This is a genomic window from Microbacterium sp. Leaf151 (genome assembly GCF_001424225.1).
Classification (GTDB): Bacteria; Actinomycetota; Actinomycetes; order Actinomycetales; family Microbacteriaceae; genus Microbacterium.
This window is the reverse complement of the sequence record NZ_LMOR01000002.1, coordinates 205,402-222,035: the sequence shown is the minus strand read 5'-3', so window position 1 is coordinate 222,035 and position 16,634 is coordinate 205,402. Positions and strand designations below refer to the sequence as shown.

The window sequence follows — 16,634 nt, the reverse complement described above, 5'->3', positions numbered from 1 at the left end:
AGCAGAGACGATGATTCTCATGCAACACCTGTCCTGGTGCAATGAGCTCGCTCGCGCGAACCTGGATCCATGAGCACCCTCGCATCGCACTTCACCGGCGGCCGCGACTACCTCGCCGCGTGCACGCTCGGCATCCCCGCGCGCGGGACCGTGCGCGCCGTCCGCGCAGATCTGGACGCCGCGGCATCCGGTCGCCCCGATATCGCCGCAGCGTCGCGCGCCGTCGAAGACGCCCGCTCGGCCTACGCACGTCTGGTCCACTCCCCCGTCGGTGACGTGGCCATCGCATCGCAGACCTCGGTGATGGTGTCGCTCATCGCCGCCTCCCTGCCCGAAGGCGCTGAGGTTCTGTGCCCCGAGGGTGACTTCTCGTCGCTGGTCGCACCGTTCGTGCACGCCGGGCGCGGCATCCGCCTGCGCACGGCGCCACTCGCCCACCTCGCCGACGCCGTGACGAGCGACACCTCGCTCGTGGCGTTCTCGCTCGTGCAGTCGGCGACGGGCGAGGTGGCGGACGCCGCCGGCATCGCCGCCGCGGCGACCCGCGCAGGCGCCCGCACGCTCTGCGACCTGACCCAGGCCGCGGGCTGGCTGCCGGTCGACGCGACGCTGTTCGATGCGACCGTCTGCCACGCGTACAAGTGGCTGTGCTGCCCTCGCGGCGTGGGCTTCCTGACCGTGACCCCGTCCTTCGCCGCGACCCTGCGTCCCGTACAGGCGGGGTGGTACTCGGGCGACGATCCATGGTCGTCGTGCTACGGCACCGGGGGGCCGCTCGCCTCCGATGCCCGTCGCTTCGACGTCTCGCCCGCGTGGCAGGCCTTCGTCGGCGCCGCCCCCGCGCTCGAGATGTTCGCCGACGCCGACATCACCGAACTGCATGCCCACGCGACGGGCCTCGCGGCGCGTTTCCGTGCGGGACTGGGCCTCGCCCACCCGACGCGTCCGTCCGCGATCGTCACGTGGCCGGATGCCACGGGTGAGGCACTGGCGCGACTGACGGCACACGGCATCACGGCGTCGGGCCGAGCGGGTCGGGCGCGGGTCGCGTTCCACGTGTTCAACGACGACGCCGACGTGAATAGGGCGCTCGAGGCGTTGGGCGCGGGTGGTGCTGTCGGAGCGCGCGGTGCGAGTGGCGTGCTCGGCGCGGGTCGAGCGCATGCTGCGGAGGGAGCGGGCGACGTTGTCGGCGTGCTCCACCTGAGCGGAGCCGAGGGCACCGTCGCGCCGGACTCCGCGCACCGCGTCGGCGCGTTGAGCTACTCGATCTGACCCGTCGGAAGAATCCCCGGATCAGGCGCGCGTCTCACGCCGGATGCGTATCTCACCCCAGCCGCGAGTCTGGCAACGGACGCGTTTGTCACGCTGGACGCGAGCGCACGAAGACCGCGCCCGCGCACACGACAGCGATCGGCACGAACGCCCAGAGCGCGAGACCGCCGTACCCGTTGAGGCCCAGGATGAGCCCTGCGAGCACCGACCCGACGGCGGCGGACCCGGTCATCAGCGTGTCGCTGTGTCCCTGACGCCGAGGGCGAGCAGCGAGCGGCGTCGCTTCGGTGAGCAGGGCCGAACCGGCGACGGTCGCCGCGCTCCAGCCGAGGCCGAGAAGCAGTAGCGCGATGAGGACGCCGGTCTGCGAGTCCGCGGCGGTCGACGCGACCGTGAGGGCCACCGCCAGAAGCACCTGGCCCAGCAGGATCACGGGGATGCGACCGACGCGATCAGCGAGGATGCCGAACACCGGAGACAGCCCGTACATCCCGAACACGTGCAGCGAGATCGTGACTCCCACGGCGACGGTCACGGCATCCGGTGCCACGATGTGGGCGAGATGCACCGGGGTCATCGCCATCACGGCCGCCATCGTGACGTGGGACGCTGCGACCGCGAGCATCGCGAAGCGGGCGATGCGAGGTCGATCGATCTCGGGCGAGGCCCGGGCTGTCGGCGCCCTCTCGCGGTCGAGCCGTTGCGCGAGCAGCAGCGGGTCGGGGCGCAGGACCAGAACGTACAGTGCGAACGCGCATGCCTGGGCGAGGAGCGAGAAGAGGTAGGCGCCCGTGAGCCGGGGCATGCCGATGCTGGCACCGAGGAGTTCTCCCGGCGCCAGGAGCAGCGGACCCACGACTCCACCGACCGTGGTCGCCCAGACCACCGTTGCGAGGTCGCGGCCGCGCCGGGCCGTCGTCGAGAGGTCGGTTGCGGCGAAGCGCGACTGCAGGGTGGCGGCGTTGCCCGCGCCGATCAGCGCAATGCCCACGAGCAGGAGCGGGAACGCGCGCGTCGAAGCGGCCAGGATCACGAGGGCGATACCGCTCAGGGCGGCGACGTTGCCGGTCGTCAGCGCGATCCGTCGCCCACGCCGCGCGGCCAGGCGCGCCAGCGGGATCGCCGTCAGGGCTGCACCGAGGGTCACCGAAGCGGTGGCGAACCCCGAGAGCGACTCTTCGCCCGACAGGTCGGCGGCCAGCAGGGCCCCCAACGACAGCGTCGAGCCGAATGCGACGCCGCTGAGCACCTGCCCAGCCGCCAGCACGCGCACCGTGCGTCGTTGCGCGGCGACGACATCGACCGCCGCGGGCGCCGCGAGGTCAGGCATCGCGCGCGGTGTTGCGCAGGATCCCGATGCCCTCGATCTCGACCTCGATCGTGTCACCCGCGTCGAATGACCCGATGCCCGCGGGAGTGCCCGTGAGGATCAGGTCTCCGGGCAGCAGCGTGAACACCGCCGACGCGTAGGCGATGAGGGCGGGGATGCCGTGGATCATGTCGGACACGGGGCCGTTCTGGCGCACCTCGCCGTTGACCCGCGTTGTGATGACGGCCGCGTCGAGATCGAGGTCGGTCTCGATGACCGGTCCGACCGGGCAGAACGTGTCGAAACCCTTGGCGCGCGACCACTGACCGTCGCTGCGCTGCAGATCGCGCGCCGTGACGTCGTTGGCGACGGTGTACCCGAGGATGTAGTCGCTCGCGCGCTCAGCGGGGACGTTCTTGGCGACGCGGCCGATGACGACGGCCAGCTCGCCCTCGTAGTCGGTGTGGGAACTCAGTGCCGTGGGGCGCACGATCGCGTCACCCGGGCCGATGACCGACGTGTTGGGCTTGAGGAACATCAGCGGTTCGGCGGGGGCCTCGCTCCCCATCTCGGCGGCGTGATCGCGGTAGTTCTTGCCGATGCACACGACCTTGGAACGCGGGATGACCGGGGCGAGCAGAGCCACCTCGGTGAGAGGCACCCGCTCCCCCGTGGTGTCGAACCCGGCGAACATCGGGTCGCCGGCGAGCACGACGAGTTCGCCGTCGTCGACGATCCCGTAGCGAATTGCATCCTGGTGGCTGAATCGTGCGATCTTCACCGGTTCAGCCTATCCGCGAGGTCCGACATCGCCGGGGCGTTCCACAGCCTGCCGAGATGCGGGCTGCGCCGCGGTGCTGCTGGCCCCTGTGCCCCGGCGCTGCTGCGCGCCTGCGCCCCGGCACTGCTGCGCCCCGGCACCGCGGTGCTGCCGCGCCCCGACGCCCCTCCCCGGGAAGGTCGCCGCGTGCGCTGGCCCCGGGAGCACGCATAAACACGATCTCTGTCGATAAACGGGGCGTCAGCGTGTTTATCGACACGAATCGCGTTTATGCCGCGGGGGCCCGGGGACACAGGCTTCGGTCTTTCCGCGAATCCACTCAGGATTCAGCGCGAACGACGGAGGGACCCCCGGCATCCGGGAGTCCCTCCGTGTGCGACGCGTCAGGCGTCGAGTCTGTACAACCAGCCGTGCTTGTCTTCTGCGCGGCCGTACTGGATGTTCGTCAGCTCTTCGCGCAGTTCGAGGGCGAGGGTGCCGGTGGGCTGCTCGTCGATGAAGTCGCGACCCTTGAGCGTGCCGATGGGGGTGACGACGGCGGCGGTTCCACAGGCGAACACCTCGACGATGTCTCCGGATGCCACGCCCTCGCGCCATTCCTTCAGCGAGACGTTGCGTCCCTCGACGCGGTGTCCGCGGTCACGGGCGAGCTGAAGGAGCGAGTCGCGGGTGATGCCCTCGAGGATCGAGTCGGACTGCGGGGTGACGATGGTGCCGTCTTTGTAGACGAACACGACGTTCATGCCGCCGAGCTCTTCGACGTTGCGGTCCTGGTCGAGGAACACGACCTGGTCGCACTCGTTCTCGTACGCCTCGGACTGCGGCAGCAGGCTGGCGGCGTAGTTGCCCCCGGTCTTGGCCGCACCCGTGCCGCCCTTGCCGGCGCGCGAGTAGTCCTCGCTGAGCCAGATCGAGACGGGCTTCACGCCGCCCTTGAAGTAGGCGCCCGCGGGACTGGCGATCACGTAGAAGGCCACCTTGTGCGCGGGGCGCACACCGAGGAAGGCCTCCTTCGCGAACATGAAGGGCCGCAGGTACAGGCTCTGGTCTTCGCCGGAGGGAACCCACGCACCGTCGACGGCGATGAGTTCGCGCAGCGCCTGCAGGAAGTACGGAACGGGCAGCTCGGGCAGAGCCAGACGGCGGGCCGACCGCTGCAGGCGACGACCGTTCTGGTCGGGGCGGAACGTGTGCACAGACCCGTCGGCGTGACGGTAGGCCTTGATGCCCTCGAAGATCTCCTGCCCGTAGTGCAGGACGGCCGCAGCCGGGTCGAGGGAGATGGGGCCGTAGGGCGAGACGCGCGGGCGGTGCCATCCGCCGCGGACCGACCAGCAGATGTCGACCATGTGGTCGGTGAAGCTCTGCCCGAAGCCGGGGGCGGCGAGGATGGCGTCGCGGTCGGCATTGCTCTTGGCTGCGAGATTGCGGGTGACGGCGAACTCGAGCGGGTCGAGTCCGGTGTCGGGGTCGGTGTCGATGGTGGTCATCTGGGGATCCAAAACTGTTCGATGCACGGGGGTGATGCGGGCCGATCGGTCCAGGTTACGCCTGGACGCGTTCGGCGATGGCGTCACCGACCTGCGCGGTGGTTCGGGCGCCGGCACGGCTCGCGATGTCATCCTCGACCGCGCGGGTGACGCGGGCGGCCTCGTCGGTGAGCCCGAGATGATCGAGCAGGAGGGCGACGGAGAGGATCGCGGCCGTGGGGTCGGCCTTCTGAGTACCCGCGATGTCGGGCGCCGATCCGTGGACGGGCTCGAACATCGAGGGGAACGCGCCGTCGGGGTTGATGTTGCCCGATGCGGCGAGGCCGATGCCTCCGGTGACGGCTCCGGCCAGGTCGGTCAGGATGTCGCCGAAAAGGTTGTCGGTGACGATCACGTCGAATCGGCCCGGGTTCGTGACCAGGAAGATGGTTGCCGCGTCGACGTGCAGGTAGTCTACGTCGACCCCGGGGAACTCGGATGCCACGGCATCCACGATCCGCTTCCACATGCCGCCGGCATGCACGAGCACGTTCGTCTTGTGCACGAGCGTGAGCTTGTGCCGGCGTCGCTCTGCGAGGGCGAAGGCATAGCGGACGACGCGCTCGACGCCGTAGGCGGTGTTGACGGAGGTCTCGTTGGCGATCTCGTGGGGGGTGCCCCGGCGGATCGCGCCGCCGTTGCCGACGTAGGGGCCTTCGGTGCCCTCGCGCACGACCAGGAAGTCGATGTCGCCCGGGTCGGCGAGGGGTCCCGCTGCACCGGGGTAGAGCTTGGACGGGCGCAGGTTGACGTAGTGGTCGAGTTCGAAGCGGAGCTTGAGCAGCAGTCCGCGCTCGATGTTGGCGTGGGCCAGGCGGGGGTCACCGGGCACTCCCCCGACAGCGCCGAGCAGGATGGCGTCGTGGGAGGCGATCGCGGCGAGGTCGTCATCGGTGAGGGTGTCACCGGTTTCGAGGTAGCGACCGGCCCCGAGGAAGAACGGCGTCTTCTCGAAGGTGACCTCCGACGCGGCGGTGACCGCGTCGAGGACCTTCACAGCCTCGGAGACGACCTCGGGACCGATGCCGTCACCGGGGATGACGGCCAATTTCACGACACGCGACATCGCTCTCCTCAGAGCTCGGGCACGTCACTTCGTGGACGCGCTGCGGGTTCCTCCCAGGGTAGCGGCAGCGATCACTCCGGCCACGACGATCAGCGCGGCGCCGATGAGGGCGGTCACCACCACTCCGGAGTCGAAGGCGTGCGCCGCCGCTGCGCGCAGCGACTCTGCCAGCGCGGCGTCGTCGAGCGTGTTCGACACGGCCACCGCCCCGGCGAGCGTTTCGCGCGACGCGTCGGCCGCGGCAGCCGAGAGCCCCTCGGGCAGCACGAGCTGCGTGCGGTAGAAGGCGGCGAGGATGCCGCCGAGCACGGCTGTGCCGAGCACCGCGCCCACCTCGTACGCCGTTTCGGAGACGGCGCTGGCGGCGCCCGCCTTGGCCGAGGGGGCGCTGGAGAGGATGAGCTCGTTGGACACGGTCTCGGCCGCCCCGATGCCGATGCCCAGCAGCGCGAAGGCGACGATCAGCTGCACGAGGTCCGCGGTCGAGAGCGCGACCATCACATAAGCCACCACCGAGAACGCCAGAGCCACCGGCACCACGACGCGCGGCGCGAAGCGCTTGGCGACGGGCACCACCGCGAGCCCTGACACGATCATCAATGCGAGGCCCGGCACGAGGGCGAAACCGGCGGTCATCGGGGAGAGCCCGACGACCAGCTGGAGGTGCTGTGCGACGAAATAGAGGAAGCCGACCAGCCCGACGACGCTCAGCAGGTTGACCAGGATGGCACCCGAGAACGTGCCGCGGCGGAACAGCGACATGTCGAGCATGGGCGAGACGGCGCGCTTCTGTCGGCGCACGAACAGCCAGCCGAAGACGACACCCACGACGAAGAGGACGGGAGCGAGCGACAGTGGACCGTCGACCGCGAGCTTCTTGATGCCGTAGACGATGGGCACCATCGTCGCCAGAGACAGCACCACGCTCACCGCGTCGAACCGGCCGGGAGCCGGGTCGCGGCTCTCCGGCACGAAGAACGGCGCGAGCACGAGCAGCGGCACGAGGACGGGCACCGCCATCAGGAACACCGACCCCCACGAGAAGTGCTCGAGCAGGAAGCCGCCGACGATGGGCCCGAGCGCCGCGCCCGCCGAGAAGCCCGACGCCCAGATCGCGATGGCGAAGCGACGCTGGTCGCGGTCGCGGAAGATGCTGCGCAGCAGCGACAGCGTCGACGGCATGAGCATCGCGCCGAACACACCCATCAGGGCGCGACCCGCGATGAGCAGTGCTGCGGTGGGCGCGAACGCCGACAGTGCCGACACGGCGGCGAAACCCGTGGCGCCGATGAGCAGCATGCGCTTGCGACCGAAGCGGTCGCCGAGCGTGCCCATCGTCACGAGCAGACCCGCGAGGACGAGCGGGTAGACGTCGATGATCCACAACTGCTCGATGCTCGAGGGCTGCAGGTCAAGGGCGATCTCGGGTAGCGCGAAGCTCAGCACCGTGTTGTCGACCGAGACGAGCAGCACGGGCAGCATGAGCACCGCCAGCGCGAACCATCCGCGCCACCCGGCGCGGGTCACGGTGATCTCTTGGGTGGGCAACGACGAGATGAGCATTCTTCCGATCCGTTTCTTAACCGTCCAGCCGGTATAGTATCAGAGTTCCCAGGATGTCCACCACTACGATCGAGAAGCCATGAGCCGCCCCCCACTCGCCCGCGACGCCGTCCTCGATGCGTTCTCCCGCATCCTCGTAGACGAGGGTGAGCGCGCCGCGACGATGGATGCCACGGCGCGCACCGCGGGCGTGTCCAAGGGCGGGCTGCTGTATCACTTCAACTCGAAGAGCGCCCTCGAGGCCGCACTCGTGGAGCGCCTCGAACGCCTGGCTCAGGAAGACGTCGACGAGATAGAGAAGTCCGACGAGGGCGTCGTCGCTGCGCACCTCCGGTCGTCGCAGAACACTGGTTCTCCGCTCGATGTGACGATCCTCGCCGTGTCACGTCTGGCGCAGAACGGCAGTGACGCCGCCTCGGCATCGCTTCGCCGCGTGCGGGAGCTGTGGGAGGAGAGCCTCCGCTCCCACACGCGCGATGAGACGGCGCTGCAGATGGTGCTCCTCGTCAGCGACGGGCTCTATTTCAACGCGGTCCTCGACCTGAATGCCGTCGCCGGGCCCCAGCTCGAGGGCACGGAGCTCGACGCGCTCATCGCCCGGGTCGTCGCCGCGACCACCTGACGCGCGCAGGGCCATCGTGGCCACGACGGGGCCCGCGCTGCCGATCGCCGGAACGGCCCCCGTGCGTCCACCCGCGGCGTCGCGCCCCGGATGCACCGAATCGTGCGCGAGAGCCCGGGACGGGAGGAGACCCGGCGACGGGAGGACACCCCACGCCGCCGGCATCCTCCGCTCTCGGAATCTCCTCCGCTCACGGGAGGACGGACCCACGATGCGAAGCCTCGCACCACCCCCGAAGCGTCAGGCGCTCGAGAAGACGAAAGAGGGGGCCGCCGCAGCGACCCCCTCCCCCACGACCTCCCGGTCGTCAGTCCTCGACGATGTCGATCTGTCGGAACAGGTCGGCGCCGACGGCCTCGCGCATGGCGCCGAGGATGTCGTCGGGCACCGGAGAGTCCACCGTGAGCACGGAGAGCGCACGGCCCGTGGCATCCGGAGCCGCCACCTGGAGACCTGCGATGTTGATGCCCGCCTCGCCCAGCTTCTGGCCGTAGATGGCGACGATGCCGGGGCGGTCGGCGTAGCGCATCACGAGGTGGTGCTTCTCGATGGGCACCTCGATGTCGTACCCGTTGATCGAGACGACCTTGGGCACCATGCGTGTCCCCGCGAGCGTGCCGGCGACGGTGAGGGTCGAGCCGTCGGCCAGGGTGCCGCGCAGGATCGTGATGTTGCGGTACAGCGGGCTCTCAGCCTCGACGACCAGGCGCGCCTCGACGCCGCGCTGCTCGGCGAACAGCGGAGCGTTGACGTAAGACACGCTCTCGCTGACGATCCGGCTGAAGTAGCCCTTCAGTGCCGCGAGACGATAGACGCTGACGTCGTACTGGGCGAGCTCGCCGCGCACCTCGATGTCGAGGCTCGTGAGCGCACTGTCGGCGAGGCCGCTGAAGAACTGGCCGAGCATCTCGACCAGCGCGATACCGGGGCGCACGAACGGGTCGATCGCGCCGCCGGCGACGTTCACGGCATCCGGAACGAGGTCGCCCTCGAGCGCGAGCTTGACCGAGCGAGCGACCGAGACGCCGGCCTTCTCCTGCGCCTCTTCGGTGCTGGCACCGAGGTGCGGAGTGACCACGACGTTCGGCAGGTCGAGCAGACGGCGCGCCGGGCCATCCTGGGCGGGCGGCTCGGTGGAGAACACGTCGAGACCCGCCCCGGCGATCTCGCCCGTGGTGAGCGCCTCGAAGAGCGCGTTCTCGTCGATGAGTCCGCCGCGGGCGACGTTGATCACGTAGGCCGTCTTCTTCATGCGGCGCAGCTGTTCGGCGCCGATCATGCCCGTGGTCTCGGGCGTCTTCGGCATGTGGATCGTGACGAAGTCGCTCTGCTCGAGGAGCTCGTCGAGCGAGACGAGCTGCACGCCGAGCTGCTGCGCGCGAGCGGCGGTGACGTAGGGGTCGTACGCGATGACGCGCATGTCGAAACCCTGCAGACGGGCGGCGATGAGGGCGCCGATCCGGCCGAGACCGATGATGCCGATCGTCTTCTCGAACAGCTCGGTGCCGGTGAAAGAGCTGCGCTTCCACAGGCCCTGCGCGAGCGAGGCGTGTGCGGCGGGGATGCGGCGCGCGAGGCTCAGCACGTGCCCGACAGTGAGCTCGGCGGCGGAGATGATGTTCGACGTCGGAGCGTTGACGACCATCACACCGGCAGCGGTGGCCGACTTGATGTCGACGTTGTCGAGACCGACACCGGCGCGGGCGACCACCTTCAGCGACGGCGCCGCGGCGAGGGCCTCGGCGTCGATCTGGGTGGCCGAGCGCACCAGCACCGCGTGCGCGTCGGCAAGGGCCGAGAGCAGCGCGGGGCGGTCGGTCCCGTCGACGTTGCGCACGTCGAAGTCGGGGCCGAGCGCGTCGATCGTGGCGGGAGAGAGTTCTTCGGCGATGAGCACGACGGGCTTCGTCACGGATGCGTCCTTCGAAACGGTGCTGGGGACTGACGCGCACCGCCGCGCACCACCGGCGCGAGCCGGGCGCGCGACCCGTACGGGCCGTCTGCCAGCCTAGCGCGGAGGCGAGGACGCGCCCGACCGTGTGACGGCGGACGATGGATGCCGGGACCCCGCCACCGCGGTCCACAACGTGTGACGGTACCCCGCCGACTTCCGTCCGCCAGCGGCGATCGACCCGTCAGCGATCCATGTCCGGGGACCGCCGAATCGACGCGTCAGCCCCCGTACAGGCCGTACGACGTCGTTCCATAGCCGACGATTGCCAGCCAGAACGCCGCCGACACCGTCAACCCGGCGAGCAGCGCGATCGCGAACTCCCCCGCCCGGCGGCGAGCCCCGATCGCGAAGGCCGCGCCGAATGCGAGGAGGGGGAACGCGATGGGCAGGATGTAGACGAACCATCCCAGTCCGTTGAGCCCGAGCGGTCCGTTCACCTGCTGGATCAACAGCGCGACCGAACTCCACACGACGTAGGCGTAGAACAGGCCGAACACTCCGGCGATCGTCACGACCAGCCAGGTGGGCAGATGGCGGGTGCGCACGGTCTCGCTCATGCGAAGGCTCCCAACGAGAGGAAGGGCCAGGGAACGAGCAGCACGATCCCGAGGATCAGCAGCAGGAAACGCTGCCAGGTGCGCCACGACCGGGTCAGAGCGAGCACCGCGACGAACCACACGAGGGGGGCGAGGGCAGCGCCGATCGTCAGGGCGATCAGCGTGACGGACGGGATGGGCAGTCCCAGCCCCTGCAGCCGCAGGCCGGCGACGAGCCATCCGACGGCGAATAGCAGGAAGGTGGCGGCGACCATGCCGATGCCGATCAGGCCGGCGTTGCCCAGCGGCCTCGAGTGAACGGCATCCTGTTCGTCGTCTTCGGACTCGACGTCGTCGGCTTCCGGATGCCGGGCGGCCGGCGCCGTGGACGATGAACGGGCCTGCAGGGGCTCGGGCGCCGGCTGCAGGGGCTCCGGTCCACGCGCCTCCGCTGCGGGCTCGGAAGCCGGGACAGGCTCGGACGCCGCGGGAGCGGCGCGATCGGGCATGGCCTTCTCGCCGACATCGAGCGTCGGGTCGTCGTCACCGCCCCACGAGAGGGCATCGTCATCGCGCGGAGTGCTCACGCGTCCACGCTAGCGGCGCTCTCCCGCCGTCGGCGCGCGCCCCGCCGCGCGCACCGTGCGCGCCGCACCACATCCGACCGGTGGCTCGGACCCGAGACGAGGAACGCCCCGCGGCCGGAGCCGCGGGGCGTTCAAGGGTGAGGAACTCAGCGCGCGGCCGAGCCTTCGACGTAGTCGCTGTCCTGCTGCTTCCAGGCAAAGAGGCCGCGAAGCTCCTTGCCGGTCGCCTCGATGGGGTGACCCTGCTCCTTCTCGCGGAGCTCGAGGAACTCGGTGGCACCGTTGTCCTGGTCGTCGATGAAGCGCTTTGCGAACGCGCCCGACTGGATGTCGGCGAGCACGGCCTGCATGCTCGTCTTGACCTCGGGCGAGATGACGCGGGGGCCGGAGACGTAGTCGCCGTACTCGGCGGTGTCGGAGATCGACCAGCGCTGCTTGGCGATGCCGCCCTCCCACATGAGGTCGACGATGAGCTTGAGCTCGTGCAGAACCTCGAAGTAGGCGATCTGCGGCTGGTAGCCCGCCTCGACGAGAGTCTCGAAGCCGTACTGCACGAGGTGGCTCATGCCGCCGCAGAGAACGGCCTGCTCGCCGAACAGGTCGGTCTCGGTCTCTTCGGTGAAGGTCGTCTTGATGACACCGGCACGGGTGCCGCCGATGGCCTTCGCGTACGACAGGGCGGTGTCCCAGGCCGAGCCCGAGGCGTCGCGCTCGACGGCGATGATGTCGGGGATGCCGCGGCCGGCGACGTACTCGCGACGCACGGTGTGACCGGGGGCCTTGGGCGCGATGAGGATGACGTCGACACCCTCGGGCGCGTCGATGTAGCCGAAGCGGATGTTGAAGCCGTGCGCGAAGGCGAGCGTCTTGCCCTCGGTCAGCTTGTCTTTGATCGAGTCTGCGAAGATCGAACGCTGGTGCTGGTCGGGCGCGAGCACCATGATGAGGTCGGCCCACTCGGCCGCGTCGGCGACGTTCTTGACCTCGAAGCCGTCTTCCTGCGCCTTGGCGGCCGACTTGGAGCCGTCCTTGAGCGCGATGACGACCTCGACGCCGGAGTCGCGCAGGTTCTGCGCGTGGGCGTGACCCTGCGATCCGTAGCCGACGATCGCGACCTTCTTGCCCTGGATGATCGAGAGGTCGGCGTCGTCGTCGTAGAAGATCTCTGCCATGAGGATGTTTCTCCTTGAGTCAGGTCCCAGAGCAAGTCGAAGGGACCGGGGTTGTGGAACGTGTGAGGTGGAAGATGTGGGCCGCTCGAAAGGCTCGAGGGCGGTGGAGGATCAGCCGCGCAGGACGCGTTCGGTGATGCTCTTGCCACCACGGCCGACGGCGAGCAGGCCCGACTGCGCGAGCTCCTTCACACCGAACGGCTCGATGGCCTTGAGAAACGCCCCGACCTTGCCCGAGTCGCCCGTGATCTCGATGACCATGGCGTCGGGGGCGTAGTCGACGACCGAGGCACGGAACAGGTTGACCACCTCGACCACGTTCGAGCGTGTGGCGTTGTCGGCGCGCACCTTCACGAGCACGTGCTCGCGCTGCACGGATGCCGCGGGGTCGAGCTCGACGATCTTGATGACGTTGATGAGCTTGTTCAGCTGCTTGGTCACCTGCTCGAGCGGCAGGCCCTCGACGTCGACGACGACGGTGATGCGCGAGAGTCCGGGCACCTCGGTGACGCCGACCGCGAGCGACTCGATGTTGAAGCCGCGCCGAGCGAAGAGCCCCGCGACGCGGGTGAGCAGGCCGGGTTTGTCTTCGACCAGGAGGCTCAGAACGTGACGAGACATCTCAGTCCTCCTGCTCGTTGAAGGTGGGCGAGTGATCGCGCGCGTACTGGACGTAGCTGTTGCTGACGCCCTGGGGCACCATCGGCCACACCATCGCGTCGGCGCTCACGACGAAATCGATCACGACCGGGCGGTCGTTGGTGTCGAGCGCGAGCTGGATGGCGGCGTCGATCTCGTCTTCCTTCTCGACGCGGATGCCCAGGCACCCGTAGGCCTCCGCCAGCTTGACGAAGTCGGGGATGCGGCGCGTTCCGTGGCCCGTGTTCAGATCGGTGTTGGAGTGGCGGCCGTCGAAGAACAGCGTCTGCCACTGGCGCACCATGCCGAGCGAGGAGTTGTTGATGATCGCGACCTTGATCGGGATGTCGTTGATGACGCAGGTCGCGAGCTCCTGGTTGGTCATCTGGAAGCAGCCGTCGCCGTCGATCGCCCACACGGCGCGCTCGGGCTGGGCCACCTTGGCGCCCATGGCGGCGGGTACCGCGTAACCCATGGTGCCGGCGCCGCCGGAGTTCAGCCACGCGTTGGGACGCTCGTACTTGATGAACTGCGCCGCCCACATCTGGTGCTGACCCACTCCCGAGGCGTAGACGCCCTCGGGTCCGGTCATCTCGCCGATGCGCTGGATGACGTACTGCGGTGAGAGGAGACCGTCGGTGGTGGGCGTGTAGCCGAGGGGGAACTCTTCGCGGAGGCCGTTGAGGTAGGTCCACCACTCGGTGTAGTCGTGGGCGTTCTCGGCGTCGGCCGCACGGAAAGCGGCTTCGAGGTCGATGAGAACCTCGCGCAGGTCGCCCACGATCGGCACGTCTGCGGTGCGGATCTTGGAGATCTCGGCGGGGTCGATGTCGACGTGCACCACCTGCGCGTTCGGGGCGAACAGCGCCGCCTTGCCGGTGACGCGGTCGTCGAAGCGGGCGCCGAGCGAGACGATGAGGTCACTCTCTTGCAGGGCGAGCACCGCGGGCACGGTGCCGTGCATGCCCGGCATGCCGAGGTGCTGCTCGTGGGAGTCGGGGAAGGCTCCCCGCGCCATCAGCGTGGTGACCACGGGGGCGCCGGTCGCCTCGGCGAGCACCTTGAGCTCGGCCGACGCGTTCGAGCGGATCGCGCCGCCACCGACGTAGAGGACGGGCTTCTTCGCGGTGGTCAGCAGGTGGGCCGCCGCCTGGATCTGCTTGCCGTGCGCCTTGGTCACCGGTCGGTAACCGGGCAGGTCGATCTTGGGCGGCCACACGAAGGGCGCCTCGGCCTGCTGCGCGTCCTTGGTGATGTCGACGAGCACGGGACCGGGGCGGCCGGTCGAGGCGATCTCGAACGCGGCGGCGATGGCGCCGGGGATCTCGTCGGCCGACTTCACCAGGAACGAGTGCTTGGTGATGGGCATCGTGATGCCGACGATGTCTGCTTCCTGGAAGGCATCGGTACCCATGAGGGTGGAGAACACCTGGCCGGTGATGCACACCAGGGGCACCGAGTCCATGTAGGCGTCGGCGATCGCGGTGACGAGGTTGGTCGCGCCGGGACCGGACGTGGCGATGGCCACGCCGACGCGTCCGGACGCCGCGGCGTATCCCTCAGCCGCGTGACCGGCACCCTGCTCGTGGCGCACGAGGATGTGGCGGACGTGCTCGTCGTCCATGAGCGGGTCGTAGACGGGCATGATCGCGCCGCCCGGCAGACCGAACACATCGGTCACACCCAGCAGATCGAGCGAGCGGACGACCGCCTGTGCGCCCGTCATCATCGGCGCCGGTGCGGTGCGGGAGGGCGGCCGGGGAATGGCCGCGGTGGGGGAATCGATGGACATGGGAGTACCTCGAGAACCAGAGAAGGTGAGAAGGGGGACGGCCGTCAGCCCGTGACCGCGCCCTCCGCAGCGGAGTGCACGAGCTTGGAGTACTTGGCCAGAACGCCACGGGTATAGCGCGGCGGAAGCGGTTCCCAGCCTTCGCGGCGGGAACTCAGCTCGTCTGTCTCGACGATCAAGTCGAGAGTGCGAGCGGCGATATCGACCCGTATCAGATCACCATCGCGCACGAAGGCAATAGGACCTGCGTCCACCGCTTCGGGAGCTATGTGGCCGATGCAGAGGCCGGTTGTGCCGCCTGAGAATCGACCGTCCGTCAAGAGTAGTACATCTTTTCCGAGCCCCGCGCCCTTGATGGCCGCCGTGATGGCGAGCATCTCGCGCATGCCCGGTCCGCCCTTGGGACCCTCGTAGCGGATGACGACGACGTCGCCGGCCTGGATCTGACCCGCCTCGAGGGCGTCCATGGCCGCGCGCTCGCGCTCGAACACGCGGGCAGGGCCCTCGAAGACGTTCCCGTCGAAGCCCGCCGACTTCACGACCGCACCCTCGGGGGCCATCGAGCCGTGCAGGATCGTGATGCCGCCCGTCGCGTGGATCGGGTTGTCGAAGGTGTGGATGACCGTGCCGTCGATGGGATCGGGGTTCAGATCGGCGAGGTTCTCGGCAAGCGTCTTGCCCGTGACGGTCAGCGCGTCACCGTGCAGGAGTCCCTCGTCGAGCATGGCCTTCATGATGACCGGGATGCCGCCCTGGCGGTCGACATCGTTCATGACGTACTTGCCGAACGGCTTCATGTCGGCGACGTGCGGCGTCTTGTCGCCGATGCGGTTGAAGTCGTGCAGCGACAGCTCGACCTCGGCCTCGCGCGCGATGGCGAGCAGGTGCAGCACGACGTTCGTCGAGCCGCCGAGCGCCATGGCGAGGGCGATGGCGTTCTCAAACGCCTCTTTCGTGAGGATGTCGCGGGTGGTGATGCCCTGGCGCAGCAGGTTGACGACGGCCTCGCCCGAGCGGTGGGCGAAGTAGTCGCGACGACGGTCCGCCGACGGCGGGGCGGCGGAGCCGGGGAGGCTGAGTCCGAGCGCCTCGGCCACCGACGCCATGGTGTTGGCCGTGTACATGCCACCGCAGGCACCCTCGCCCGGGGCGAAGGAGCACTCGATGCGCTTGAGGTCGGCCTCACTCATGCGACCCGCCAGGCACGCACCGACGCCCTCGAAGGAGTCGATGATCGTGATCTCCTTCTCGGTACCGTCGGAGAGCTTGACCCAGCCCGGAGCGATCGAGCCGGCGTAGAGGAAGACGCTGGAGAGATCGAGACGAGCGGATGCCATGAGCATGCCGGGGATCGACTTGTCGCAACCCGCGAGCAGCACGGACCCGTCGAGGCGCTCGGCCATCATGACGGTCTCGACGCTGTCGGCGATGACCTCACGCGAGACGAGGGAGAAGTGCATGCCCTCGTGACCCATCGAGATGCCGTCGGAGACGGAGATCGTGCCGAACTGCAGCGGGTATCCACCGCCGGAGTGCACCCCCTCTTTCGCGCCCTGCGCGAGGCGGTCGAGGCTGAGGTTGCAGGGCGTGATCTCGTTCCAGCTCGACGCGATGCCGATCTGGGGCTTGTCCCAGTCGTCGTCGCCCATGCCGACCCCGCGGAGCATGCCGCGCGAGGTCGTGGCTTCGATGCCATCGGTGATGACGCGACTGCGGGGCTTGATGTCGAACTCGCCGGTGTTCGGATTCTGCGGAGCGGGCATCCTCGAAGTCTATTGCGCGCGCGCGTCCCCCCGATGCGCCACAAGG

At 69.2% G+C, this 16,634-nt stretch carries 14 protein-coding genes; 2 read left to right on the top strand and 12 right to left on the bottom strand.

Annotated features, from left to right (window positions below):
- Positions 1–69: 69 nt before the first annotated feature.
- The gene (locus ASF76_RS05105) at positions 70–1,275 is read left to right on the top strand and encodes an aminotransferase class V-fold PLP-dependent enzyme (protein WP_082484879.1); all 1,206 of its coding nucleotides are present in this window, start codon (positions 70–72) and stop codon (positions 1,273–1,275) included.
- Between the two features lie 88 nt (positions 1,276–1,363).
- Here ASF76_RS05105 and ASF76_RS05100 read toward each other — a convergent pair whose 3' ends face one another.
- The 5 genes from ASF76_RS05100 to ASF76_RS05080 all read right to left on the bottom strand — a co-directional run bounded on the left by ASF76_RS05100 (position 1,364) and on the right by ASF76_RS05080 (position 7,523).
- The gene (locus tag ASF76_RS05100) at positions 1,364–2,605 is read right to left on the bottom strand and encodes an MFS transporter (RefSeq protein ID WP_055953979.1); all 1,242 of its coding nucleotides are present in this window, start codon (positions 2,603–2,605) and stop codon (positions 1,364–1,366) included.
- Entirely contained in the window at positions 2,598–3,365 is a 768-nt protein-coding gene (locus tag ASF76_RS05095) for a fumarylacetoacetate hydrolase family protein (RefSeq protein WP_055953976.1), read from the bottom strand. The genes ASF76_RS05100 and ASF76_RS05095 overlap by 8 nt, the downstream gene beginning before the upstream one ends.
- 383 nt (positions 3,366–3,748) lie before the next feature.
- Entirely contained in the window at positions 3,749–4,855 is a 1,107-nt protein-coding gene (locus ASF76_RS05090; protein ID WP_055953973.1) for a branched-chain amino acid aminotransferase, read from the bottom strand.
- Between the two features lie 55 nt (positions 4,856–4,910).
- Positions 4,911–5,960 (bottom strand): 3-isopropylmalate dehydrogenase, encoded by a 1,050-nt coding sequence (locus ASF76_RS05085; RefSeq protein WP_055953970.1) that lies wholly within the window; start codon positions 5,958–5,960, stop codon positions 4,911–4,913.
- A gap of 24 nt (positions 5,961–5,984) precedes the next feature.
- On the bottom strand, positions 5,985–7,523 hold the full coding sequence (locus ASF76_RS05080) for an MFS transporter (RefSeq protein ID WP_055953966.1): 1,539 nt from the start codon (positions 7,521–7,523) through the stop codon (positions 5,985–5,987).
- A 79-nt stretch (positions 7,524–7,602) separates the two neighbouring features.
- Between ASF76_RS05080 and ASF76_RS05075 the strand changes: the two genes are divergently transcribed.
- Positions 7,603–8,145 carry a TetR/AcrR family transcriptional regulator gene (locus ASF76_RS05075; RefSeq protein WP_055953963.1) on the top strand — a complete coding sequence of 181 codons (543 nt, stop codon included), beginning with the start codon at positions 7,603–7,605 and terminating at the stop codon, positions 8,143–8,145.
- Positions 8,146–8,452: 307 nt separating this feature from the next.
- Here ASF76_RS05075 and serA read toward each other — a convergent pair whose 3' ends face one another.
- From serA to ilvD, 7 genes are all read right to left on the bottom strand, one after another.
- Entirely contained in the window at positions 8,453–10,057 is a 1,605-nt protein-coding gene (gene serA, locus ASF76_RS05070) for a phosphoglycerate dehydrogenase (RefSeq protein WP_055953960.1), read from the bottom strand.
- A gap of 260 nt (positions 10,058–10,317) precedes the next feature.
- Positions 10,318–10,656: a hypothetical protein gene (locus tag ASF76_RS05065; protein WP_055953957.1), complete on the bottom strand. Its 339-nt coding sequence runs from the start codon at positions 10,654–10,656 to the stop codon at positions 10,318–10,320.
- Entirely contained in the window at positions 10,653–11,222 is a 570-nt protein-coding gene (locus ASF76_RS05060) for a hypothetical protein (RefSeq protein ID WP_055953954.1), read from the bottom strand. The genes ASF76_RS05065 and ASF76_RS05060 overlap by 4 nt, the downstream gene beginning before the upstream one ends.
- A 146-nt stretch (positions 11,223–11,368) precedes the next feature.
- A complete protein-coding gene (ilvC, locus tag ASF76_RS05055) occupies positions 11,369–12,394 on the bottom strand; it encodes a ketol-acid reductoisomerase (protein WP_055953951.1) in 1,026 nt (341 codons plus the stop codon).
- 111 nt (positions 12,395–12,505) lie between these two features.
- Positions 12,506–13,015: an acetolactate synthase small subunit gene (ilvN, locus tag ASF76_RS05050; protein ID WP_055953948.1), complete on the bottom strand. Its 510-nt coding sequence runs from the start codon at positions 13,013–13,015 to the stop codon at positions 12,506–12,508.
- Position 13,016: 1 nt separating this feature from the next.
- Positions 13,017–14,825: an acetolactate synthase large subunit gene (locus tag ASF76_RS05045; RefSeq protein ID WP_055953946.1), complete on the bottom strand. Its 1,809-nt coding sequence runs from the start codon at positions 14,823–14,825 to the stop codon at positions 13,017–13,019.
- Positions 14,826–14,869: 44 nt separating this feature from the next.
- Positions 14,870–16,588, bottom strand: coding sequence for a dihydroxy-acid dehydratase (ilvD, locus tag ASF76_RS05040; RefSeq protein ID WP_055953943.1), 1,719 nt, complete (start codon positions 16,586–16,588; stop codon positions 14,870–14,872).
- Positions 16,589–16,634 lie beyond the last annotated feature (46 nt).